The sequence below is a fragment of the Dyadobacter crusticola DSM 16708 genome (genome assembly GCF_000701505.1).
Lineage (GTDB): Bacteria > Bacteroidota > Bacteroidia > Cytophagales > Spirosomataceae > Dyadobacter > Dyadobacter crusticola.
The window spans coordinates 316,485-338,436 of record NZ_JNJB01000004.1; the positions used below are offsets into that span (position 1 = coordinate 316,485).

At 45.7% G+C, this 21,952-nt stretch carries 19 protein-coding genes; 9 read left to right on the forward strand and 10 right to left on the reverse strand.

What is annotated here, in order from left to right:
* Positions 1-102 precede the first annotated feature (102 nt).
* The 6 genes from Q369_RS0104905 to Q369_RS0104935 form a co-directional block, all read right to left on the reverse strand.
* Positions 103-1,116: an NAD-dependent epimerase/dehydratase family protein gene (locus tag Q369_RS0104905; RefSeq protein ID WP_031526694.1), complete on the reverse strand. Its 1,014-nt coding sequence runs from the start codon at positions 1,114-1,116 to the stop codon at positions 103-105.
* Entirely contained in the window at positions 1,113-2,234 is a 1,122-nt protein-coding gene (locus Q369_RS0104910; protein ID WP_031526695.1) for a GNAT family N-acetyltransferase, read from the reverse strand. Before Q369_RS0104910 ends, Q369_RS0104905 begins: the two co-directional genes overlap by 4 nt.
* Positions 2,231-3,442, reverse strand: coding sequence for a serine palmitoyltransferase (spt, locus tag Q369_RS0104915; RefSeq protein WP_031526696.1), 1,212 nt, complete (start codon positions 3,440-3,442; stop codon positions 2,231-2,233). Before spt ends, Q369_RS0104910 begins: the two co-directional genes overlap by 4 nt.
* 719 nt (positions 3,443-4,161) lie before the next feature.
* A complete protein-coding gene (locus Q369_RS0104925) occupies positions 4,162-4,776 on the reverse strand; it encodes a TetR/AcrR family transcriptional regulator (RefSeq protein ID WP_031526698.1) in 615 nt (204 codons plus the stop codon).
* Positions 4,777-4,945: 169 nt separating this feature from the next.
* Positions 4,946-5,926 carry an FAD:protein FMN transferase gene (locus Q369_RS0104930; protein WP_031526699.1) on the reverse strand — a complete coding sequence of 327 codons (981 nt, stop codon included), beginning with the start codon at positions 5,924-5,926 and terminating at the stop codon, positions 4,946-4,948.
* Positions 5,927-6,067: 141 nt separating this feature from the next.
* Positions 6,068-6,253: a hypothetical protein gene (locus tag Q369_RS0104935; RefSeq protein ID WP_031526700.1), complete on the reverse strand. Its 186-nt coding sequence runs from the start codon at positions 6,251-6,253 to the stop codon at positions 6,068-6,070.
* A gap of 310 nt (positions 6,254-6,563) precedes the next feature.
* Between Q369_RS0104935 and Q369_RS0104940 the strand changes: the two genes are divergently transcribed.
* The 5 genes from Q369_RS0104940 (at position 6,564) to Q369_RS29645 (ending at position 12,001) form a co-directional block, all read left to right on the forward strand.
* Positions 6,564-8,168: an amidase gene (locus tag Q369_RS0104940; RefSeq protein WP_031526701.1), complete on the forward strand. Its 1,605-nt coding sequence runs from the start codon at positions 6,564-6,566 to the stop codon at positions 8,166-8,168.
* Positions 8,169-8,244: 76 nt separating this feature from the next.
* A complete protein-coding gene (locus tag Q369_RS0104945; RefSeq protein ID WP_031526702.1) occupies positions 8,245-9,954 on the forward strand; it encodes a hypothetical protein in 1,710 nt (569 codons plus the stop codon).
* 156 nt (positions 9,955-10,110) lie between these two features.
* Positions 10,111-11,367: a hypothetical protein gene (locus Q369_RS0104950; protein ID WP_031526703.1), complete on the forward strand. Its 1,257-nt coding sequence runs from the start codon at positions 10,111-10,113 to the stop codon at positions 11,365-11,367.
* Positions 11,368-11,421: 54 nt separating this feature from the next.
* On the forward strand, positions 11,422-11,823 hold the full coding sequence (locus Q369_RS29815) for a Uma2 family endonuclease (protein WP_051663921.1): 402 nt from the start codon (positions 11,422-11,424) through the stop codon (positions 11,821-11,823).
* Positions 11,807-12,001, forward strand: a complete 195-nt coding sequence (locus Q369_RS29645; RefSeq protein ID WP_051663922.1) for a Uma2 family endonuclease — start codon at positions 11,807-11,809, stop codon at positions 11,999-12,001. The genes Q369_RS29815 and Q369_RS29645 overlap by 17 nt, the downstream gene beginning before the upstream one ends.
* 2 nt (positions 12,002-12,003) lie before the next feature.
* Here Q369_RS29645 and Q369_RS0104960 read toward each other — a convergent pair whose 3' ends face one another.
* The 3 genes from Q369_RS0104960 to Q369_RS0104970 all read right to left on the reverse strand — a co-directional run bounded on the left by Q369_RS0104960 (position 12,004) and on the right by Q369_RS0104970 (position 14,902).
* Positions 12,004-13,149 carry a TlpA disulfide reductase family protein gene (locus tag Q369_RS0104960; protein WP_031526704.1) on the reverse strand — a complete coding sequence of 382 codons (1,146 nt, stop codon included), beginning with the start codon at positions 13,147-13,149 and terminating at the stop codon, positions 12,004-12,006.
* 93 nt (positions 13,150-13,242) lie between these two features.
* Positions 13,243-14,346 carry a lipid-A-disaccharide synthase gene (lpxB, locus tag Q369_RS0104965; RefSeq protein WP_031526705.1) on the reverse strand — a complete coding sequence of 368 codons (1,104 nt, stop codon included), beginning with the start codon at positions 14,344-14,346 and terminating at the stop codon, positions 13,243-13,245.
* Between the two features lie 136 nt (positions 14,347-14,482).
* Positions 14,483-14,902, reverse strand: coding sequence for a 6-pyruvoyl trahydropterin synthase family protein (locus Q369_RS0104970; protein WP_031526706.1), 420 nt, complete (start codon positions 14,900-14,902; stop codon positions 14,483-14,485).
* Positions 14,903-15,012: 110 nt separating this feature from the next.
* Here Q369_RS0104970 and rfaD point away from each other — a divergent pair, with 110 nt between their 5' ends.
* The 3 genes from rfaD (at position 15,013) to Q369_RS0104985 (ending at position 19,989) form a co-directional block, all read left to right on the forward strand.
* Entirely contained in the window at positions 15,013-15,978 is a 966-nt protein-coding gene (gene rfaD / locus Q369_RS0104975) for an ADP-glyceromanno-heptose 6-epimerase (RefSeq protein WP_031526707.1), read from the forward strand.
* A 186-nt stretch (positions 15,979-16,164) separates the two neighbouring features.
* Positions 16,165-17,610, forward strand: a complete 1,446-nt coding sequence (sufB, locus tag Q369_RS0104980; RefSeq protein WP_031526708.1) for a Fe-S cluster assembly protein SufB — start codon at positions 16,165-16,167, stop codon at positions 17,608-17,610.
* Between the two features lie 105 nt (positions 17,611-17,715).
* Positions 17,716-19,989 carry a monovalent cation:proton antiporter family protein gene (locus tag Q369_RS0104985; protein WP_031526709.1) on the forward strand — a complete coding sequence of 758 codons (2,274 nt, stop codon included), beginning with the start codon at positions 17,716-17,718 and terminating at the stop codon, positions 19,987-19,989.
* On the opposite strand, the gene Q369_RS0104990 is transcribed toward Q369_RS0104985, so the two are convergent.
* Positions 19,979-20,872 carry a 1-aminocyclopropane-1-carboxylate deaminase/D-cysteine desulfhydrase gene (locus Q369_RS0104990; RefSeq protein WP_031526710.1) on the reverse strand — a complete coding sequence of 298 codons (894 nt, stop codon included), beginning with the start codon at positions 20,870-20,872 and terminating at the stop codon, positions 19,979-19,981. The genes Q369_RS0104985 and Q369_RS0104990 overlap by 11 nt on opposite strands.
* A 40-nt stretch (positions 20,873-20,912) precedes the next feature.
* On the opposite strand from Q369_RS0104990, the gene Q369_RS0104995 reads away from it, so the two are divergent.
* Entirely contained in the window at positions 20,913-21,938 is a 1,026-nt protein-coding gene (locus tag Q369_RS0104995) for an RluA family pseudouridine synthase (protein WP_031526711.1), read from the forward strand.
* Positions 21,939-21,952 lie beyond the last annotated feature (14 nt).

The window sequence follows — 21,952 nt, forward strand, 5'->3', positions numbered from 1 at the left end:
TCATAACACATGTTGTACCCCTCCACCTCCGGCAGTTCACATACGGCGCGGGCCGTTGTTCCGGTGGTGTGATCCGATATGAAATCAAATCGGGTGCAGGAATTAAAGCCAGTTGTTCTCTTTATACCATGTTAAAGTCTCCGCAAGTCCTTGTCGCAGGTCGTATTGCGGCTGGTAATGCAGATTGTTCCGGGCTGCGTCTATACTACAGTTCCAGTTCGAAGCGGTCAGCTCTTTTAGCTTCTCCCTGTTTAAGACAGGCGTTTTCGGTGAGAAGGAGTAAATGATGTCGAGCAGACCTGCCAGCCATTTTACCAGAATCATGGGCAGATGTGCACGAAAGATGTTTTTCCCGCTTATCTCTTTAAACCTGTCAGCCAATGCATAACGGTCGTAAGCATTCCCATCTGAAATGTTGTACACCGTTACTTCTTTCTTGTTTTCAGTGAGTGCGGCCAGGGTGGCGGCTACCAGGTCTTTCACATATACAAAACTCAGTCGCTGGGGCTTGTTGCCGATGTAGGCATCCAGTCCGCCGGAAAGTGTTTTGAACAATACGAACAGATCCTTTTCACCGGGTCCGTAAACCGCTGTGGGTCGGATGATTGTGAGAGGCAGTCCGCTGACTTCTTCCAGATACTTTTCAGCCAGCAGCTTGCTTTTTCCATAATCGGTAACTGGTCCTGGCAGCGTGTCTTCCGTAATCGGTTTTTGCTCGGAGTAGCTCAGCGGGCCAATAGCGGCCAAGCTGCTCAGAAATACAAACCGTTTCAATGGAATATCCGCCGACATTGCAGCTTGCGCCAGGTTTAGGGAATATTGGGCGTTGACCAGATTGTAGGCTGCTGCCGTTTTTTCCTTGGTAACACCTGCCGCATGTATAATGTATGTATAGCCTCCCGCTGCGAGTAAATCTTTTAGTTTTTCGCGGGAGCGGAAATCTACGTTCACAACTTTGAGAGCAGCCGGGTAATTAGTTGCCAGCTTTTCCAGGAATGCGAGGTTGCTGCTGGGCCTTACGGCGGCATGTACTTCCATCCCATTGTGCAGCGCAGCTTCTACCAGGTGAAACCCTATAAACCCGCTCGCTCCCGTTATGAACACACGCTCTTTCATATTGCTTTTTCGTACAACCTGTAACGCTTGTACACATTTCCATTGATTTGCTCAATCGCGTGGTTGATCATGTAATTATCTTCCAGCATCCATGAGCATTCCGCCGATTTGATGCCTTTCGCCCGACCATTCTTGATCACTCTTCCGTAAAGGCAGGCTTCAATGCCCATTTTCCGATAATCTTCAACAACCCCCAGGGTCAGGACCCGCAGCCCTTTGATCTTCTTTTTGCCAAAAAGCAATTTGAAAATCCCGGTCGGCAGCAAGCGGCCCTTTTTTATTTTTATCAAAATCTGGTTGATATCAGGAATTCCCAATATGAACCCGATCAGTTTGTTATCTTTTTCAGCAACAAGGCAAAAATCAGGATCAAGGATCATTTTCAGATCTTTGGCCAGATAGTTGAACTCGTTTTCGGTCATCGGAACAAAGCCCAGGTTCTTGTCCCAGGCAGAGTTATACACCTCCCTAATCTTGACCACTTCTTCCTTGAACTTTTTCAGATCAATGGAGCGGATTACAATATCGCTTCGTTTCAGCCTCGCTTCCAATGCATCGATCAGCCGCACAGAGCGGTCGTTGACAGACTCTGTTGTGATCTCGTAAGCAAGCAAATCCGTTTTCTTTACCAAACCCGTATTTTCCAGCAACTGCTGGTAATAAGGCGCATTATAAGGCATCATCGCGACCGGCGGCCTTTCAAAGCCCTGGATCAGGAGCCCACATGTATCGTTCGTCGACAAATTGACAGGCCCCCAGAGAGTATCAGCCCCTTTTTGTTTCAACCAGCCGGAAGCTTCTCTGATAAGCAGATTAACCGTTTCCTGATCATTTATTGTGTCAAAAAATCCAAAAAAACCATCGTTGCGCTCGGTAAACGCATTGTGGTTGGTATTATATATTGCAGCGATGCGGCCCACAATCTCGGAACCCTCGTACGCCAGATAAAGCTTTACCTCGGAGTGCTCGTAAAACGGGTGCTTGCCCGGGGTAAGCATGTCCTTCTGAGCAATGAACAGCTCAGGAACATAGTTTATATCGTCTTTATAGAGGGCATGGGGAAAATCAATAAATGATTTAAGTTCCCCGGGAGAGTTTACGGGTACAATTCGCTTCATAGTCTTTGTCTTTCAATAAGGGCTTCCGGACATACTTCGCGGTAAACGCGTGATATTTTATCAACTGCTTCTTCAATTTGGCTGAAAGTATGTGTCGCCATTAATGAAAACCGGATCAATGACTGCTCAGGACGTACGCCGGGCGAAACCACCGGGTTTACAAATACACCTTCATCCTGCAAGCGTTTTGTCATGATAAAGGTCTTGTCGTTGTCCCTGATATACAATGGAAGAATCGGGCTCTCGGTCTGGCCAAGGTCAAATCCATTGAACAACAATAATTCTTTGGCATACCTGGTATTTGCCCAAAGCCGCTCAATATGGTGTGGCTCAGATTCAATGATATCCAATGCAGCCAGGGTGCTTCCCACCGAAGCAGGTGTCATGCTCGCGCTGAACATGAGTGAGCGCGCGCGGTGTTTCAAGTAGTCGATCGTAGCTGCATCTCCTGCGATAAATCCGCCAAGCGAAGCCAGCGACTTGCTGAATGTGCCCATTACCAGGTCAGTTATCTCAGTCTGCCCGAAATAAGAGGCTGTTCCTGCACCCTTTTCACCAATTACACCCAAACTGTGCGCATCGTCTACCAGCACCGTTGCATCGTACTCAGCCGCAATTGCATTCAGTTCCGGCAACTTCACGATATCCCCTTCCATACTGAAAATACCATCCGTGGCGATCAGCTTGTCGGCTTCGTCGGGCAGCAAGCTCAGCTTCTTGCGAAGGTCCTGCATATCGTTGTGAGCGTATTTAATTACTTTGGAGAATGAAAGCCGGCTGCCGTCGATGATCGAAGCATGATCGCTTTCGTCCAGAATGAGATAGTCATTTCTTCCGGTAAGACAGGAAAGTGCGCCCAGGTTGGCCTGGTACCCGGTACTGAAAAGCACCGCACCTTCTTTACCTGTGTATTTGGCAAGCCTGCGTTCCAGCTCTTCGTGAATATCAAGTGTTCCGTTCAGGAACCGTGATCCTGCGCAGCCGGTACCATATTTCTGAGCCGCTTTTTGTGCCGCTTCAATAATATACGGATGCGAAGTAAGTCCGAGGTAAGAATTGGACCCGAACATCAGTACGGTTTTTCCGTTGATGATCACCTCAGTATCCTGACCAGATTCAATTGGTCTGAAGAAAGGATAAAGACCTTTTGCCTTAATGGCTGCCGCGTCTTTGAATTCGGATATGCGCTTATTTAGTTTTTTACCCATAAATAATTAATGTCAGAATCAACAGCTTCTTTTAGGGGGTGCCGGGAGGCGTCAGGTTCAGACCTGATCTAATTGACTTCTGGCAATCAATTGGTGTTGTAGTTGATGTTTTTCATATAAAACGAAATTAACGGTGCTGAGTAATAGAAGTCTCGATGCATGAACCGGGCCGGTAGTTTTCACCCGATGACGTAAAGCAGGAAACGACCATTTTTACGTATACAACAGGTCCGATTGACGGATTAACCACATACCTGTTCATCTGGTTCACAAAACTGACTGCTCTTTTTGGATTTTACCGTTAAAAACCAATTAAATCTTCAAAGAGGTTTTTCGGTTCTTGCCTTTCTGTCAGACAGCCGTAACTACGTAACCTGCCCAACCTGCCTTCTTTTACTACTGAATTAATTGATAACCGGAAACGCTTACCGCACTGGTAAAGACCTAATTTGCTCACTATCTGGATGTGTTGCAAAACTAAACCTTTTACCCGAAAGCTGCTGCCGGCGCTTACAAAAATGCATGCCACTATCAGTGCGACTGCAATCCGCCTTACCGGCCAGCTTTTTTTCAATTTGCATTTAACGTTGATCAATATGAAACTCCCGGCAGTCTGCTCCAACTCTAAAATTACCGGCGGTTAAACCGATGGATAAGCGATAGCCAAATGTTCAATAATTGTTCATTTTAGACAGCCGTTCTACCGAATGTCTGAAATCTCACTTTTCGAGGATCAGGTAATTACAGATCATCGCTTTTACGTGCTCCTTGTGGTTTTCGGCAAAGTCTTCAAATTCTTCGGCAGAGATACCAAATACTTTCTGGTGCATTTCTTTGCCCAAAAACAGAAACTCAACGCAACTCGTCATCAAAGGCAAAATGCTTTCAATGGGCACTGCACGCAAAACCCCGCTTTCAATTCCCTCGGCCAGTTGCCGGCTAAACAACGTTGATTTGAGCTGACAATACAACGACATTTTGACTAGCAGCCTTTCGGGTTCCTTGTGAATCTCGTTCATGATAAAAATAACCAGGTCTGGCTCCTGCCTCATCATGCGGTAGTTGTTTTCAACGACCTCCGAGATCTTTGTTTTGATATCAATCGGCTTATTCAGGATGTCGATAATATTCTGGAAATACATCTCCATCAAATCCTTGAATATCTCCATAAACAACTTTTCCTTACTTCGGAAGTAATAGTTGGTTAAAGCAATATTCATATCAGCCTCTTTGGCGATATCGCGGGATGTAGTGCCATCGAAACCCTTTTTCAGGAAAACCCGCTTCGCCGCTTCTCTGATCTTGTCCTCACTTTTTTCAGATACGCACTTCACAATGTCAAATAGTTAGGTGGAAATTGGTTTCTAAAAACAAGCTTTTACTAAATCCGTGCTTCAAATGTCAGGAGTAAAATTGACTTGTACAAGTGTATGAAACGAATATTTTAAACGGTTGTTTAAAATATTTGCACAAGGGAATGGATTCGCGGAAAAATGCAAAAATTTACTCAGAAAGTGTGCTCCATTCTGCTACGTGCCCGTCTGTTCTTTCGACAAGCCACACCTTGGTACCTGGGAAGCGTTTGACCATTTTCTTGCTCTTCTCAATTCCTGCAACACTAAATGCAGTTGCAAGTGCGTCGGAAAGCGCCCCGCCGTCGCAAATGGCGGTCGTACGAACATGAAACAGCAGGCCAATACCCGTTTTTGGATCAACAATGTGCGAGTATCTTACGCCTTGGTATTCCATATACCGGTAAGTCGGCCCGGAAGTGGCGAGAGAGGTATTGGATAATTTGATTGTTTTCAGCGAATCGCTGCCATTGGAAATCGTAATTTTCCAGCCGTCGGTGCCGGGAGGCGGGTTTGTCATGACGATTTTACCGCCGGCGTCCATCATTGCCGAGGTGATACCCAGCTTTTCCAGCTCTTTTAATGCCTCCTCAGCGGCAAACCCTTTTCCTAAACCGCCGATATCCAGCCGCATTCCTTTTTGCGTAAGAAAAACGCTCCTTGTTTTGGAATTAAGCTTCATCTTGGCATATCCTGTTCTTGACATGGCTTCGGCTATTTCCTCTTTGCTTGGGAAAGTGCCTTTCCGCGTTGCGTGCCGCCACATCTGGACGACAGGGCCTAACGTCACGTCAAAAACACCGTCGCATTTCTTACTTACATCAAGTGAAATATCGAGAATATCGAAGAGATCTTTGCTCACTGGTATCCACTTTCCACTACCCGACTGAGCAGAAAGTCTGTTAATCTCACTTCCGTCGCGGTAATCGCTCATGATTTCGTTCAGCTCCTCAACCCTTTTGAATGCATTGTCGGCAGCGCGCCGGGCGAGTGTATCGCTGCTCGCATAAAAAACCAACTTGAATGGAGAGCCCATTAATCCCCTTTCAAAGCTATAACGCGACTCCTGGGAGGAAGCGAATTGTGGGCAGGCGAAAATCAGAAGGAAAGCAAAGACAGGGAAATACTTCATGCACTATGTTTAAAGATCAAATGCGAAAATTACAGCATTTAACCCGGTAAGGTTCAGGAAAAACGCATTTTATCAAATTACATAACGAAAAAAGGCACAAACCTTCCGGTTTGTGCCCTGTAATTATTACTTTTTCAAGCTTCAACCGTAGTAATCCAGAAGGCTGTTACGGTCTGCGTGACTATGATGTGAGTTCATTGCGTCTTTAATCATACCTGCTCCGATAAACGGCAGGGAAACGATCGTCGAGATGATCATTGCTATGAACAAAATGGTTGCGAAGAAAAACTTCCCGCAGTAATATATGACGTTTGATAGTAGGCTCATAATTCAAATATTTATATGGTACTTTTCCTTTTCAAAATTATAATAAATAATCATGCCACAATGTTTTATTGAATGATTTTATCATTTTTTAAGAGAATTTTAAGGATGTTGTACATTGAAACTCAGGTTTGTAGTACGAGTATTACATGATTTTAGAAGATGTTTTATGCTAAGATTGTACAATAACAAAGAAGTGTACTACTTTCTGGATAATCCCGGGCAAATAGATCTCCATTAAGCCGCCGGCCGACTGAATTGGTGAAAGCATTATATTGCAGCTACGCCAGTCTAACAAGTTTGTTTCACTCCAATGAAAAGAAGAACTTTTATCAATCTTGCCTCCGCCGCAAGCATCGCGCCTTTGGCATTTAGCATTGCCGGATGTACCTCTCAGTCCAAGGAGCGGTCAACAGAAAAGCCTTCCGGGAACGACTTCAAAGAAATGACCGTCGCGGAAATGCAGAAGCTTATGCAGGAAAACAAACTAAGTGCACGCAAGCTCACGGAGTTCTATCTCGACCAGATCAAAACGATCGATGAAAACGGTCCTGCTTTGAAATCCGTCATCGAGCTTAATCCCGATGCGCTAAGCATTGCAGACGCATTGGACCAGGAGCGAAAGAATGGGAAGCTCCGCGGGCCTTTGCACGGAATACCTGTATTGATTAAAGACAACATAGATACGGCCGACAAAATGCAAACTACCGCCGGCTCCATTGCATTGGAAGGAAACATCGCCGCACAAGATGCATTCATAGTTAAAAAGCTCCGTGCCGCAGGCGCGGTGATTTTGGGTAAAACGAATTTGAGTGAATGGGCCAATTTCCGCTCGACCCGTTCTTCCAGTGGTTGGAGCAGTCGCGGCGGTCAAACCAAGAATCCTTATGTACTCGATCGCTCCCCCTGCGGATCAAGCTCGGGCTCCGGGGTAGCTGTGGCGGCCAATCTTTGTGCAGTATCAGTTGGCACAGAGACAAATGGCTCCATCGCCTGTCCTGCATCCATGAACGGAGTAGTTGGTATCAAGCCGACCGTCGGGCTGGTAAGTCGATCCGGCATTATCCCTATCTCTAAAACGCAGGATACCGCCGGTCCATTTGGCAGAACAGTGGCCGATGCTGCTGCATTGCTCACGGTAATCGTTGGCGCCGATCCGGCTGATCCGGCAAGGTACCCAAGCAAAGAGTCACTTCCCGACTATATGAAATCGCTGAATCGGGACGCATTGAAAGGCAAGCGCATTGGCGTAGAAAAATCTTTTTTGAAACAACACGAAGTAATCGACTCGCTCCTCAAAAAAGCGCTGGACCAGATGAAAAGCCTGGGTGCAGAAATTGTGGAAATCGAGTTTATGAAAACGCAGGATACGGGCGGCGCTGAATCTGACTTGCTGCAATTTGAGTTCAAGGATGGAGTGAACCGGTACCTTGCCGGCTCGAACGCGAAAGTAAAGTCACTGGAAGAGCTGATCGCATTCAACAATGCAAATAAAGCCAAAGCAATGCCTTACTTCCAGCAGGGACTGTTTGAAACGTCCCAGCAAAAAGGCGATCTGGAAAGTAAGGAATACAAAGCTGCTCTTCGCAAGATCAATCAGGTAGCAGATCTGCTCAACCGTGAATTTGAGAAAAACAAACTCGATGCGTGCTGCGGACCGGCAACCGGCGCTTCCTGGTGCATTGATCCCGTTAATGGCGATTTCTGGACGGGGTACGGATCCTACGGACCTGCCGCAATCGCCGGTTTCCCTTCCATTACAGTTCCAATGGGCAATGCGAATGAACTGCCAGTCGGGATTTCGTTTTTAGGCCGCGCATTCAGCGAGCCCGAATTGATCGGAATTGCTTACGCTTACGAGCAGGTGTCGCGGAATCGCGTCGCACCCAAATTCATCGAAAGTGTTGGCAAAGTATGATCGAATGTAAATAATCTGCTACGGCGATAGTAACCTGCACGCACCGACCACTTTTTATCCTGCAAGAACAACTTCCATGGATAGAAGACATTTCATCAAAAGCAGCGCGCTCGCTATTTGCTCAGTACCAGTATTTTCACCAATTCATTTCGCATCTCAAAAAGCAGCCGAACAAATGCCGGCCTGGCTTTTGGAGATGGTCGCGCGAAATGATAACAGCATTGAATCCCTGCGAAACTATCAGGTAAAAGACACAGCAAGTCCCGACCTGGGCGGGCTGCGCGACGGCTTTGATATACTAAACCCGCACAGTACTTCTGCAATGATACAATGCGGCGCGGCTGGCCTTTTTTCGCCTTCTTCCAAGTATCATAAATCACCCGAACTGCTTGCGAGCGTGAACCTGGCGGTACAGTATCTTCTCAAAACACAGCACGGCGACGGGACTATCGATCTGCTTTCTACCAATTTCCATTCGACTCCCGATACCGGTTTCCTGGTGAAAAGACTGGCAATGGCTTACATGCTGATGGAAAAATCGGCTACGCCGGGCATTGAGAAAGTATTGACAAACCTGAAAACCTTCCTGCTTAAATGCGGGGAAGCATTGAGCGTGGGCGGTATTCATACGCCCAATCACCGCTGGGTTGTGTCTGCTGCATTAACCAGGTTAAATGAACTTTGGCCAAATCCAACATACGTTGCCCGCATTGAACAGTGGCTCGGCGAGCGCATTGATATGGATGCGGACGGACAATACAATGAGAAAAGTACGTTCATTTATTCCTCGCTCACCGATCGGCTGCTGATCACCATTGCCAAAGGCCTGAAAAAGCCTGAATTGCTCGATAATGTCCGTAAAAACCTGAACATGACAATGTACTACGTGCATCCGAACGGAGAGGTAGTTACAGACGCGTCGGGGCGGCAGGATAAGGCGGTGATCGGGACATTGGAAAACTATTACTATCCCTATCGTTATCTCGCTATCAAAGACAAGAACCCGCAGTACGCTGCCATGTGCCGCATGATCGAGAAAACAGCGGGTCCTAAGACAGGCGCATTCATTGACTATTTTCTCACAGATCCTTCCCTCTGGGCTGAATTGCCGGCAGAAAAACCATTTCCGGTAAATTATGTAAAAACATTTCCAAACTCCGGTCTCGTGCGCATCAGGAGGGATAACCGCGACTCCACATTGATCGCCAACAATCCTGTCTGGTTTACTTTTATGAAAGGCAATGCAGTTTTGCAAGGCCTGAGGTTTGCGTCTTCATTTTTCGGAAAAGGTCAGTTTCAGTCTGAAAAAATCACTCAGAATGGAGATATCTGGGAGCTGACCCAAAAACTGGACGGGCCTTATTACCAGCCCTACCCGAAAGAATCGCTGCCCAACGACGGTGACTGGGAGAAAATGCCGCGCATATACCGCCCGCAGAGCGAGGTACAGCTGCTCGAAACCAAGGTCCGGATCAAAGAAACTGCGAACGGAATGGAGGTTGAAGTGACCACCAATGGAACTGAGCGGGTACCTGCCGCATTGGAGCTGATTTTCCGTCCAGGCGGTGAGCTGAAAGGAGTTGTAAAAATTGAGAACACCAAAGATTCGTGGCTTTTGAAAGAAGGAACGGGAACTTACCGGTTCAACGACGATAACATTTCCTTTGGTCCGGGAATGGCTTTGCACAAAAACATTGCATTGCGCGGCGCATTGCCTGCGATGGAAGCCCCAACTGTGTTCCTAACCGGCTTTACACCTTTCAAACACGTAATACGGTTTTCGTGACGGGTATTAGCTGTTAGCTGTTAGGTAACAGCTAATGGCAAATGGCTAATAGCTACTTTGCAAAAACCTGAATACCAGTTCTGTGATCTGATTATAATTCGTTAAATTTGGTAACCTCCCGTTCCATAAAGTCCCGGATTTTAATCGTCTGTCACAATGCTGAAAAAGACTTCTATCCTACTTCTTCTGGTACTTATTGCGCACGTTTCGCTGGCCAATCAGATTCTGATCCCAATGGACAAGTCGCAAACAAATCACCTGAAAGCGTACGGGCTTGCCTATGTCCTGCTTAAAGGAGATATCGACGTGGAGTGGCTGCTCAACTATCGCGGCGGCAGCTTCAAAGTCCAGTATAGCAAATCCATTGAAAATGAATGCAAGCTGCGGGCGATTTCCTACGAGGTACTTTCGGATGCCGCCAGCGCGCAGCTTGTCAACGAAATCAGCAACCCCAACATTAATATGGACGTGGTGAAGCTGCATAAGGCAGCCAAAATCGCAGTTTACTCTCCCATTAAAATCAGTCCGGCCGAATTCGAGAATACCGATGCTGTATTGCTGGTTTTGAAGTATGCAGAAATTCCATTCGAAGTAATTTATGATGAAGAGATCTTAAAAGGCGAGTTGCCGAAATATGACTGGCTGCATTTGCATCACGAAGATTTCACGGGACAATTTGGCAAGAACCTGCGGCGGACTTCGCAGGAGGATATCAAGGCGCAGGAAGCAATAGCTAACCGGTTTGGATACGCCAAAGTACCGCAGATGAAGCTGGCTGTGGCGAAGTTGATCAAGGAATTCTGCGCAGGCGGCGGTTTTCTATTCGCCATGTGTTCAGGCGCAGAGACTTTCGACATCGCACTGGCTGCCGAGGGAATTGATATCGTGGATAATCTTGACGGAGATGGAATCGATCCCGACGCTCAGTCCAGGCTGGACTTCGGAAAGACATTTGCCTTTCATAATTTCAAATTGCAGCTCGATGAATATGAAGGAATGAATTTTTCGGACATCAATTCCTCGGCCGGCAGGTACCACAGCTGGGGCGAGAATAATGTCTATTTCTCCCTGTTCGACTTCTCAGCGAAGTGGGACGTAATCCCGGCAATGCTGGTTCAAAATCATGAAAATCTGATCCGCGAGTTTTTCGGTCAGACTACTGCATTCAGCAAATATACCGTCAAGCCGAGCGCATTGGTAATGGGGACCAGCAACTCTTCTGACCGTTACATTTATGGAGAAATGGGAAGGGGCCAATGGACTTTTTACGGCGGTCACGATCCGGAAGGCCGCGGCGGCGGCGGCCGAAGAATACCCACCGATCTGAATTTATATCCAAATTCGCCGGGTTATCGTTTGATATTGAATAATATTCTTTTTCCTTCCGCTAGAAAGAAGAAGAGGAAAACGTGATAGTACATTTCACGAATTTGAGAGTTTGACAGTTATACCCGAACATCTCGAAGAATGGAACACACTAAGACACCGGATATTAATTCTGTACATACTCATTCGGACTATCAAACTAATCAATGGAACGAGCGAACTGAACTGATTGATGGAAAGATATTTAGATCAACCACAAATCCTGGGCTATTTCACCAGACAATTTCTCAAAAACTCCATCTTGCACTTGGTAACTACTTTAGAAACAGTTCTCGAAAAGTCTTTTTCACTCCTTTCGAGGTCAAGCTTCTAAGAATACCAATAAGTAGTAGCGGCTTGAAATTACATTCGGTTGTGCAACCCGATCTGTGTGTATGTCAAAACAGAAAATTAGATGAGCTGGGTTGTACAGGCGCTCCTGAGCTAGTTGTCGATATTTTACGGACTGGACATTCGAAAGTTCAAAATGGGTCAAAAGTTTGAGCTTTATCAGGATTGCGGAGTATCGGAATACTGGATGGTATTTCCTTGCTATAACGCAGTAATAGTCTATGTACTGAATGAATCAGAAAGGTACATAGGTCTTCAACCCGCCACTTCGAAACTTACCTCTACTATTTTCCCCGATCTTAAAATCAATCTGGAAGAAATTTTCAGCTAAGCCTATAACTTGGCAAGTTGCGCGGCTACTTTGCGGTCGATGCTGTTCTTGCCGGTATCATAACCTACCTGCCGCTCAACGAGCTTGTTATCAGAGTCCAGAAGAACCCAGACTGGAATGGATTGGAGATTGTATTTCTTATCCAGCTTGATCCTTGAAGAATCGGCAAGTGCCAGGAACTGCGACCAGGGCATTTTCTCCTTTTCCAATGCTTTTTGCCAGGCAGTTTCGTCATGATCTATTGAGATACTGACAATATTCAGTTTGTCCTTAAATTGACTTTCCAGCTTTTTGATCTGTGGAATTTCCTGTCTGCACGGCCCGCACCAGCTTGCCCAGAAAACAACCAAATTATGCTTTCCACTTCCATTCAATACCGCTGACGTAAAGCTTTTGTCTGGCTTTTTAAGTAAAATATCAGCTGGGAACAGATTGCCGGTTTTATTTTCAACAGCAAGATAGGATTTGATATTTGCATACTCGCGAGTGCTTTGTAACGCAGGATCAAACAAGGGAAGCAACGCTGCCAACTCATGATCGGATAGAGATGATTTTGTCCAGTTCAGCTGTCTCAGTAACTCAGAAGAAGTCGCGTATTTTTTTATAAGCGCCCTATTGTATGCTCTATCTTTGTCGGATAAAGCCGGGCCACTTTTAAATGACAAATGCCTGTAAGCTACTTCTGTTTCGAGATTAGGATTTTCAAATAGAAACCCAACCTTTTCATCTCCCCGGGGCTTAAAGGCTGGATCAGCGACAAAATTAAAATTGCCACGTGTGAGAATGAAGTTGCTTTCTACCGTTTTGTTCAAATAAGGGTTCTTGATTGGCAGCCGCTGATAGGGCGCTCTGGGATTTGCTGTTTCATAAACAAAACTGCAGGGAATGGAGCTAAATTCTGCCACAGGCTGTATTTCAAATCGAAATTTACCTTCTTTAACAACAGTTGAATCAATAAAGCTACGACTACCAGCATTTTGTAAATACAGCTTTTTACCTTCCAGAAATGACGTGGTACTGACGAAATCGCCGTTTATTACAATGTCTTCTTTTGCTGAGTGTACACAGCCCAGACAGGTAACTAACGAAAGAAAAAATGCGAGCGAATAGCTGGATAGAAGATTCCAGCTTGTTGATGAATTTTCCATTTTGAGAAGCAGATGAAGGTGAATCAATCCGGTGAGTACTTCTCAAATATAGTAAAAGTTACAAAAGTAGATGAAACTTTATATGAAATATAATTATATATAATCCACCATCAACTTTCCAGCTCGCTGCGAAGCGCCCGGGCCACCTACTTTTTCCGCAAGTACCTCGTAATCTGCAAGCTGAATCATGTGTTTAGTGCCGCCGGGGAGAATACTTCTTAATTCTTCCGTTAGCAGCTTTTCATTCAGTTCATCCTGGATCAGCTCTCTAACCACTTCTTTGTCCATTATTAAATTGACAAGCGAGATAAACGGAACGCGAATGAGGCGCTTGGCAATCGCGTAGGAAAGACCACTGGTTTTGTAACATACCACCTCGGGCACTTTAAACAGCGCAGTTTCCAATGTAGCAGTTCCGGAGGTAACCAATGCAGCAGTGGCAATGTGCAGCAGGTCGTAAGTACTTTCGTATACCACCATCGACTTCCCTGAAAGATCGGCTCCGGAATAAAGCTCGGGAGGCAGGTTTTTGACACCTGCAATTACAAACTGATAATCTGGAAAATGAGGCTGAATAGAGAGCATTACGTTTAGCATCCCCAAAATTTCCTGACGCCGGCTGCCCGGCAGTAATGCAATTACCGGCTTGGTGCCTATGTTGTTTTTAGTCTTAAAATCAGGATCTGGCTTGAATGCAGCGATCGCGTCCATCAATGGATTTCCGACATAATCCACTTTGTAGTCAAACCTCTTATAAAAATCTATTTCGAACGGAAAGATCACGAACATGTGGTCGACATTCTGCTTGATCTTCCAGGCGCGTTTCTGGTTCCACGCCCACACTTTTGGAGAGATATAGTAAAAAACCTTAATTCCTTTCGCTTTTGCGAATGCCGCAATGCGAAGATTAAAACCGGGATAATCAATTAAAATCAGGGCATCGGGCTGGTAGTTTAAAATGTCAGCCTTGCACTTCTTCAAAAAACCAGAGATTTTGTGCAGGTTCATCGCTACTTCCAGGAAACCCATGAAAGCAGTGTCTTTATAGTGCGTGACGAGGTCAAAACCTTCCGCTTGCATTAAGTCGCCGCCCCAGCCGCGAAACTCCGCAGCCGGATCGCTTTCCTTAATTCCCTTGATCAGATTGGATCCGTGCAGATCTCCCGAACGCTCGCCGGCTATGAGGTAGTATTTCAATGATTGAATGACCGGGTCGCCGGTGCGATGAATGACTGAATTTGTGAATTAGTGAATGAGCGAATGAGCGAATGAGTGATTAGTATTGTCACGCTGAGCGCAGTCGAAGCGCCTTTCCTCCTTCCTCCTTTTCCTCCTACTCCCCGTAGTATTCTACAAAATTCTTGGGGGTTTCGATTAATTTGATGTAGTGCAGCTTTGCGTGCGGGGCAGCCTGGGTAACAGCAGGTGCCAGGATTTTCCATATTTCCATTACAAAAATTTCGCAGGAAGCCATTTTGCCTGCCATAAAATCCACGTCCAGGTTCAGGTTCTTATGGTCCACTTTATCGACCACTTTCTGCTTCACAATATCGCCCAGCACTTTCAGGTCTATCACAAATCCGGTATCCGGATCGGGCTTGCCTTTCACAGTTACAATCAATTCGAAATTGTGTCCGTGCCAATTATTATTTGCACAAGGACCAAATACTTCCTGGTTCTTCTCCTCTGACCAAGCCGGATTAAAAAGCCGGTGAGCTGCGTTGAAATGCTCTTTTCTGGTTACGTAAATCATAAACTTCTTTGCACTTTAGAAATCGGATGCAAAATTACATTTTGTATCCGTAGTTTTGCAGATCAACAAGTGTATCATCAAAAAGAATCCTATAACCACACAAACTCCCTATGATTATCGTAACAGGTGCAGCCGGATTTATCGGCAGCGGATTAATCAGCCGTCTTAATCAGGATGGTTTCAAAAACATCATCGCAGTTGATGATTTTTCAAAAATCGACAAGGCCGAAAACCTGGAAGGCAAGATCATAAAGGAGCGCGTGGAGCGGGATGCATTGTTCAGCTGGATTGATGCAAACAGCCGCGATATCGAGTTTATTTTCCATATCGGCGCCCGAACAGATACCACGGAGTTTGACAAGCATATTTTTGACGAACTGAATGTAAACTATTCCAAGTCGATCTGGGAAAAGTGCGTTGCCTACCAGATTCCATTGGTATATGCTTCTTCGGCAGCAACTTACGGATTGGGAGAGTTAGGTTACGATGATAATGAATCCACATTGGATCAATTGAAACCGCTGAACCCTTACGGCGATTCAAAGAATGAATTCGATATCTGGGCGCTCGCTCAGGAGAAAAAGCCGATTTTCTGGGTTGGCTTGAAATTCTTCAATGTATACGGTCCAAATGAATACCATAAAGGAAGAATGGCATCGGTCATTTTCCATGCGTACAATCAGATCAAGGCTACTGGCAAGATGAAGCTCTTTCGCTCGCACAATCCCGACTTCAGGGATGGAGAGCAAATGCGCGATTTCATTTATGTGAAAGACCTGATCGACGTTTGCATTTTCTTCATGCACCATCGAAAAAATTCAGGGATTTACAACCTGGGAACAGGCCAGGCGCGCACTTTCAAAGACTTGGTGCTAAGCACTTTTGCGGCAATGGACAAAACACCTGATATCACGTATATAGATACCCCGGAAGATATCCGCGATAAGTACCAGTATTTCACAGAGGCCAATATGAGCAAGCTACGCTCGATTGGTTACGATAAACCTTTTACCAGTTTGGAAGAAGGCGTTTCTGATTATGTAAAGAATTATCTGGCATCCGGGAGCTATCTTTAATTTAACCCCATTTACCACTTAATCACCTGAACAGGACTTTGCCGGTGCCAGCAAGTACCCCTTTTGGGTTTTAGTTAAATTGGCTCATTAAGTCGACATTTTTGCGTATTTTTGACGTCCTGATAAACTGAATAACGTTTCTCTGTGTTAACGTAATGACAAACACAGCGTGATAAATTAAAGACTATGAGCAAAGAAGAAGAATTGTTGGAGGAAATCACCAGTTCCGAATATAAATACGGCTTTGTAACTGATATTGAGGCGGATGAAGCTCCTGCAGGTCTTAATGATGATATTGTAAGATTCATTTCGGCAAAGAAAAACGAGCCTGAATGGATGTTGGAGTGGCGTTTGAAAGCTTACCATTTGTGGCTTGGTATGAAAGAGCCTAAGTGGCCGAACGTCCATTATCCCGAGATCAATTTTCAGGATATCAAATATTATTCCGCCCCCAAAAAGAAGAAACCGGTTGAAAGCATCGAGGATATCGATCCTGAACTGCGTAATACTTTTGAAAGGCTGGGTATCTCATTGAATGAGCAGAAGAGGATTTCAGGAATTGCGGTTGACGCGGTAATGGACTCTGAATCTGTATTCACCACTTTTAAAGGTACCTTAAAAGAAAAAGGGATTATTTTCTGTTCAATCAGCGAAGCAATCCGGGAACATCCTGATTTGGTGAAGAAATATCTCGGATCGGTAGTTCCTCCGCGTGACAACTACTATGCAGCACTGAACTCAGCCGTTTTTTCTGACGGATCGTTCGTGTATATCCCAAAAGGTGTACGCTGCCCGATGGAGCTTTCTACTTATTTCCGCATTAATGCAGCAGGAACCGGCCAGTTTGAGCGCACATTGATCATCGGCGACGAGGATAGCCACGTAAGCTATCTTGAAGGTTGTACAGCACCGATGCGCGATGAAAATCAGTTGCACGCTGCCGTAGTGGAGATCTTCGCTCACGAGAATGCGAATGTGAAATACTCGACCGTTCAAAACTGGTATCCCGGCGACAAAGACGGAAAAGGCGGTATTTACAACTTCGTGACCAAGCGTGGTCTTTGTGATGGAAATGGTTCTAAAATTTCGTGGACTCAGGTAGAAACCGGATCAGCTATTACCTGGAAATACCCTTCGGTAATCCTGAAAGGTGATAATTCGATTGGTGAATTCTATTCTGTTGCAGTTACCAATAACATGCAGCAGGCAGATACCGGTACGAAAATGATCCACATTGGAAAAAATACCAAAAGCCGGATTGTTTCAAAAGGTATCTCAGCCGGAAACAGCCAGAATTCATACCGCGGTCTCGTTCAGGTTTTCAAAAGAGCGGACAAGGCACGTAACTTTTCACAATGCGATTCCCTCTTGCTGGGCGACAAATGCGGTGCACATACGTTTCCATATATCGAAGTAAGCAACACAACTGCTACGGTTGAACACGAAGCGACCACTTCTAAAATCGGAGAGGACATTCTGTTTTACTGTAATCAACGCGGTATTCCAACTGAACAGGCGGTTGCATTGATCGTAAATGGTTATGCCAAGGAGGTATTGAATCAGCTTCCGATGGAATTTGCAGTCGAGGCGCAAAAGCTTCTGGAAATCAGCCTGGAAGGAAGCGTAGGTTAAAAACTACAACGCAGGATTTTCGTTTTATACTACAAGAGCCTTTGATTCGTCGAAGGCTTTTTGTATTTTATTGAGCTTTCATTAACATCCAATAACCCAATCTTCATGACGCATGTTCCTCAACTGATCGTAGACCTATCATTAATACTCACAATGGCTGGGGTAATTACCCTGATCTTCAAAAAACTGAAGCAGCCCATTGTGCTGGGTTATATACTGGCCGGATTACTTGTAGGTCCTAATTTCCATCTGTTCCCCACCATTACGGATATCAAAACGATTGAGATCTGGGCTGAGATCGGGGTTATTTTTTTGCTCTTTAATCTCGGTCTGGAGTTTAGTTTCAAGAAGCTGGTCAAAGTAGGGAATACTGCCGCTATAACCGGTCTGTTTGAAGTAAGTATGATGCTGATCACAGGCTTTGTCACCGGCCAGTTAATGGGTTGGAGTAAAACAGATAGTCTTTTCCTGGGTGGTATTATCGCTATTTCATCCACAACAATCATCTTCCGCGCATTTGATGAACTGGGCATAAAAACCCAGAAATTCACACGCGTCGTACTCGGCATTCTTGTGATTGAAGACCTTACTGCGGTGTTGCTGATGGTTTTGCTTTCTACGTTATCCATTAGCCAGCAGTTTGCCGGTTATGAGTTGCTTCAATCCATACTCAAACTGTTTTTCTTCCTGACACTCTGGTTTTTAGGTGGAATCTTCGTCTTCCCGACCCTGCTAAGAAAGTACCGTAATCTGATGAATGACGAAAGCGTACTGATTACCTCGGTTGCGCTATGTTTTGGAATGGTATTCCTGGTTACGCAAGCCGGGTTTTCAGCTGCATTGGGCGCATTTATCATGGGCTCCATTCTGGCCGAAACCACGCACGCTGAAAAAATTGAGCATTTGTTAAAACCCCTGAAAGACCTTTTCGGCGCAGTATTCTTTATTTCGGTAGGAATGCTGATCAATCCGGGTCTTTTAATGGAATATGCAGTACCCACAATGATCCTGGTTTTTGTTGTGATTGCGGGAAAAACCGCATTTGTAACAATGGGCGCAGTAATATCCGGACAACCTTTGAAGAAATCTATGCAATCAGGAATGAGCCTTTCGCAGATCGGCGAATTTTCTTTTATCATCGCCAATCTCGGGTTGTCCCTGCATGTTACCAGCAACTTCCTTTATCCAATCGCCGTCGGAGTGTCGGTTATCACCACATTTACCACGCCTTATATGATGAAAGCTTCTGAACCATTTTACAACTGGTTTGAGAAGCGCTTACCCGAGAAATGGCGGCATTATCTTAACAGGTACAGCACCAGCACGGTGACAATCACGCGGACAACGCAGTGGCAGGAAATTTTGAAAGCTTACGCACAAACAGTTATCCTGAATTCAGTAGTTGTAATTGGGATCATACTCGCAGCTTCCCGTCAGCTTGCCGATCAGCTGCACACCAAAATCCCTGAAAATTACATTACAAACTCTGTACTGTTCGGGATTACATTCCTGCTGATCTCACCGTTTCTCTGGGCGCTGATCTTCAAGCGCTCTAACCGAAAAGCATATTCTGCGATCTGGCTTAGCCGTAAATACAGCCGTGGCCCGCTCCTGCTGCTGGAACTGTCACGCGTATTGGTCGCAATTATTTTAATGGCCTTTCTGCTCAATTCTTTCTTTTCAACCCCAACTGCATTGACTCTCGCTGCGGCGATTATGATCCTTGGCTTTGCTATCTTCTATCGGCGGTTACAGTTGTTTTACAGCAAGATTGAAGATCGTTTTTTACAAAATCTAAATGCAAGACAGCTGGAAGGAAGTGGAAAATCGAAGCGGATTTTGCTACCCTGGGATGCACACTTCGCATTCCTCGAAGTAAGTCCCGATTCCAACCTGATTGGAAAAAGCTTGCAGGAACTAAAAATCCGCGAAAATTTTGGGATCAATGTGGTACTGATCGAACGTGGGAGTAAAACGATCTATTTACCAAAACCCACGGAGGTACTCTATCCTTGCGACCGCATTGAGGTAATCGGGACCGACGACCAACTGGATATATTCAGAGGCCACGTGGAAATCAGCATGACAGGCGACGTTTATATGGCGCATGAAGAGACGATCATCCTGGAACGGATCGAGGTCAGGAACGAGTATAACATTCGGGGCAAATCCATCCGGAACAGTGGTATAAGGGAGAAAACACACGGGATGATCGTCGGACTGGAAAGAAATGGCGAGCGTATCCTGAACCCTGACTCGTCTATGATCATCGAAAATCAGGATGTGCTCTGGATCGCCGGCGACCGCGATCTGATCAAGGATTTTATCAACATTAAAACGACTGATAGTGCGGAGGAGATTACTTCAATTATCTCCTGAGTAAACCCTGCAACCCGCCGGTATGCACTGCTACAATAACTGAACCTTTTGGGAAATGTCCTTTTTGTATTAGATCAAAAAGTCCGTAAAACATTTTGCCGGTATATACCTGCTCCAATTGAATCCCGAAGCTGGTTTTGAAATCATCTATAAAAGCCAGCAGTTCGGGGTTCCATTTGGCATATCCTCCGAAATGGTAGTCTGTATGCAGTTCCAGGCTCCCCGGTGTGGCGAGATCTTTGGTCAAATTCAATATGTCGTCACGGAGAAACCCATCTCCTTTTAAAACCGGAAATGCGAGCAAATTAGCACCGGAAGAGAGTATCCCTGCCGCAGTGCCGCCCGTGCCCGCAGCCACACAATAATAATCCGGTGATTTGCCCAGCTGAATTGCTACTTCTGTAACCAGCTCCCGTACGCCAGGTAGCGCAAGAGAAGTTGTCCCACCTTCGGGAATAATATACGGCTTTCCAAACTGGACCGAAAGCCGGGCCAGAAAATCAGGCGCTTGCCGCTGCTTATACTCTCCTCTTGACACAAAATGCAGTTGCATACCTTTGAGCCGGCAGAATTTCAATGTTGCACTTTCTTCGGCAGGCTGCTCCCCTCTTACTACCCCAATGGTTTCCAGCCCCATTTCCCTGCCCGCCGCAGCCACTGCATACAAGTGGTTGGAATACGCGCCACCAAAGGTCAGTACTCTGCCAACACCAAGCTCGCGTGTTTCTTTGAGCACAAATTTTAACTTCCGCCATTTATTACCGGAAACTTCGGGGTGCACCAGATCGTCGCGTTTTACAAATACCTGTACACCTGCTTTTTCTAATCTGTCGTCGAGCAGCTCCTGTAAAGGTGTAGGAAGTAAATGGCCTGAGAAATCCACTTATTTTGATATTTTTGTTGCTTGTCCAATTAAACTGCAAATGTCCGAAGACCTTATTGAAATCCCCGAGGAAGATGATCTGTTTGAACATTACCGAATCGTAGCCGACAAAGGCCAGGGACCTATCAGGCTGGACAAATACCTCAACCTGCATGTTGCAAATGCTTCCCGGACAAAAATACAAAACGGCATTGAAGCGGAAGCAGTAAAGGTAAACGGGCAAACCTCGAAAGCAAGCTACAAGGTCAAGCCGCTGGATGTGATTACCCTCTCACTTCCCCAGCCGCCACGGGATACTGAAATCCTGCCTGAAAACATTCCGCTCGATATTGTTTATGAAGATGAGGCAATTTTAATCGTAAACAAGCCCACCGGAATGGTTGTGCATCCCGCTCACGGAAATTGGACAGGCACGCTCATCAATGGGCTGGTTTATCACTTTCAACAACTACCAACCGGTCGCAATGGTGAAGGCAGGCCTGGTCTCGTACATCGCATTGATAAGGATACCTCGGGACTGCTTGTAATTGCCAAAACCGAATTCGCGATGACTTTTCTTGCCAAACAGTTTTCGGACCATACCATTGAGCGAACTTACTACGCATTGGTTTGGGGACAATTGAAAGAACAAAGTGGAACAGTGACCGGCAATGTAGGACGAAGCGTACGTGACCGGCGTGTAATGGATGTTTTCCCCGATGCAGACCTCGGAAAACATGCAGTTACGCACTATGAAGTAATCAAGTCGCTGCGGTATGTGTCGCTGATTAAATGCAACCTCGAAACCGGACGGACGCACCAGATCAGGGTACACATGAAACACATTGGTCACCCGATTTTCAATGATCCTGTTTATGGCGGCGACAAAATCCTGCGGAGCGTTTCGAGCGGGAGCTACAAGGCTATGGTAGAAAGCTGCTTTCAGCAACTTCCCGGCCAGGCGCTGCATGCCAAGTCACTTGGATTCGTGCATCCCACTTCAAAAGAATGGATCCAATTTGACACTGAGCTACCCACTGGCTTTCAAACGATTGTTGAAAAGTGGGAAAACTACCTAAATCATTAGCAGAAACAGGTATA

Bases quoted from the DNA above. Each gene is read 5' to 3' on its own strand.
- Q369_RS0104910 (WP_031526695.1), bottom strand. From the start codon at position 2,234: ATGAAGCGAATTGTACCCGTAAACTCTCCCGGGGAACTTAAATCATTT.
- Q369_RS29645 (WP_051663922.1), top strand. From the start codon at position 11,807: ATGGGTCAAAAGTTTGAGCTTTATCAGGATTGCGGAGTATCGGAATAC.
- Q369_RS0104970 (WP_031526706.1), bottom strand. From the start codon at position 14,902: ATGATTTACGTAACCAGAAAAGAGCATTTCAACGCAGCTCACCGGCTT.
- Q369_RS0104940 (WP_031526701.1), top strand. From the start codon at position 6,564: ATGAAAAGAAGAACTTTTATCAATCTTGCCTCCGCCGCAAGCATCGCG.
- Q369_RS0104905 (WP_031526694.1), bottom strand. From the start codon at position 1,116: ATGAAAGAGCGTGTGTTCATAACGGGAGCGAGCGGGTTTATAGGGTTT.
- Q369_RS29815 (WP_051663921.1), top strand. From the start codon at position 11,422: ATGGAACACACTAAGACACCGGATATTAATTCTGTACATACTCATTCG.
- Q369_RS0104995 (WP_031526711.1), top strand. From the start codon at position 20,913: ATGTCCGAAGACCTTATTGAAATCCCCGAGGAAGATGATCTGTTTGAA.
- Q369_RS0104950 (WP_031526703.1), top strand. From the start codon at position 10,111: ATGCTGAAAAAGACTTCTATCCTACTTCTTCTGGTACTTATTGCGCAC.
- sufB (WP_031526708.1), top strand. From the start codon at position 16,165: ATGAGCAAAGAAGAAGAATTGTTGGAGGAAATCACCAGTTCCGAATAT.
- Q369_RS0104930 (WP_031526699.1), bottom strand. From the start codon at position 5,926: ATGAAGTATTTCCCTGTCTTTGCTTTCCTTCTGATTTTCGCCTGCCCA.
- Q369_RS0104945 (WP_031526702.1), top strand. From the start codon at position 8,245: ATGGATAGAAGACATTTCATCAAAAGCAGCGCGCTCGCTATTTGCTCA.
- Q369_RS0104985 (WP_031526709.1), top strand. From the start codon at position 17,716: ATGACGCATGTTCCTCAACTGATCGTAGACCTATCATTAATACTCACA.
- Q369_RS0104935 (WP_031526700.1), bottom strand. From the start codon at position 6,253: ATGAGCCTACTATCAAACGTCATATATTACTGCGGGAAGTTTTTCTTC.
- spt (WP_031526696.1), bottom strand. From the start codon at position 3,442: ATGGGTAAAAAACTAAATAAGCGCATATCCGAATTCAAAGACGCGGCA.
- rfaD (WP_031526707.1), top strand. From the start codon at position 15,013: ATGATTATCGTAACAGGTGCAGCCGGATTTATCGGCAGCGGATTAATC.
- Q369_RS0104960 (WP_031526704.1), bottom strand. From the start codon at position 13,149: ATGGAAAATTCATCAACAAGCTGGAATCTTCTATCCAGCTATTCGCTC.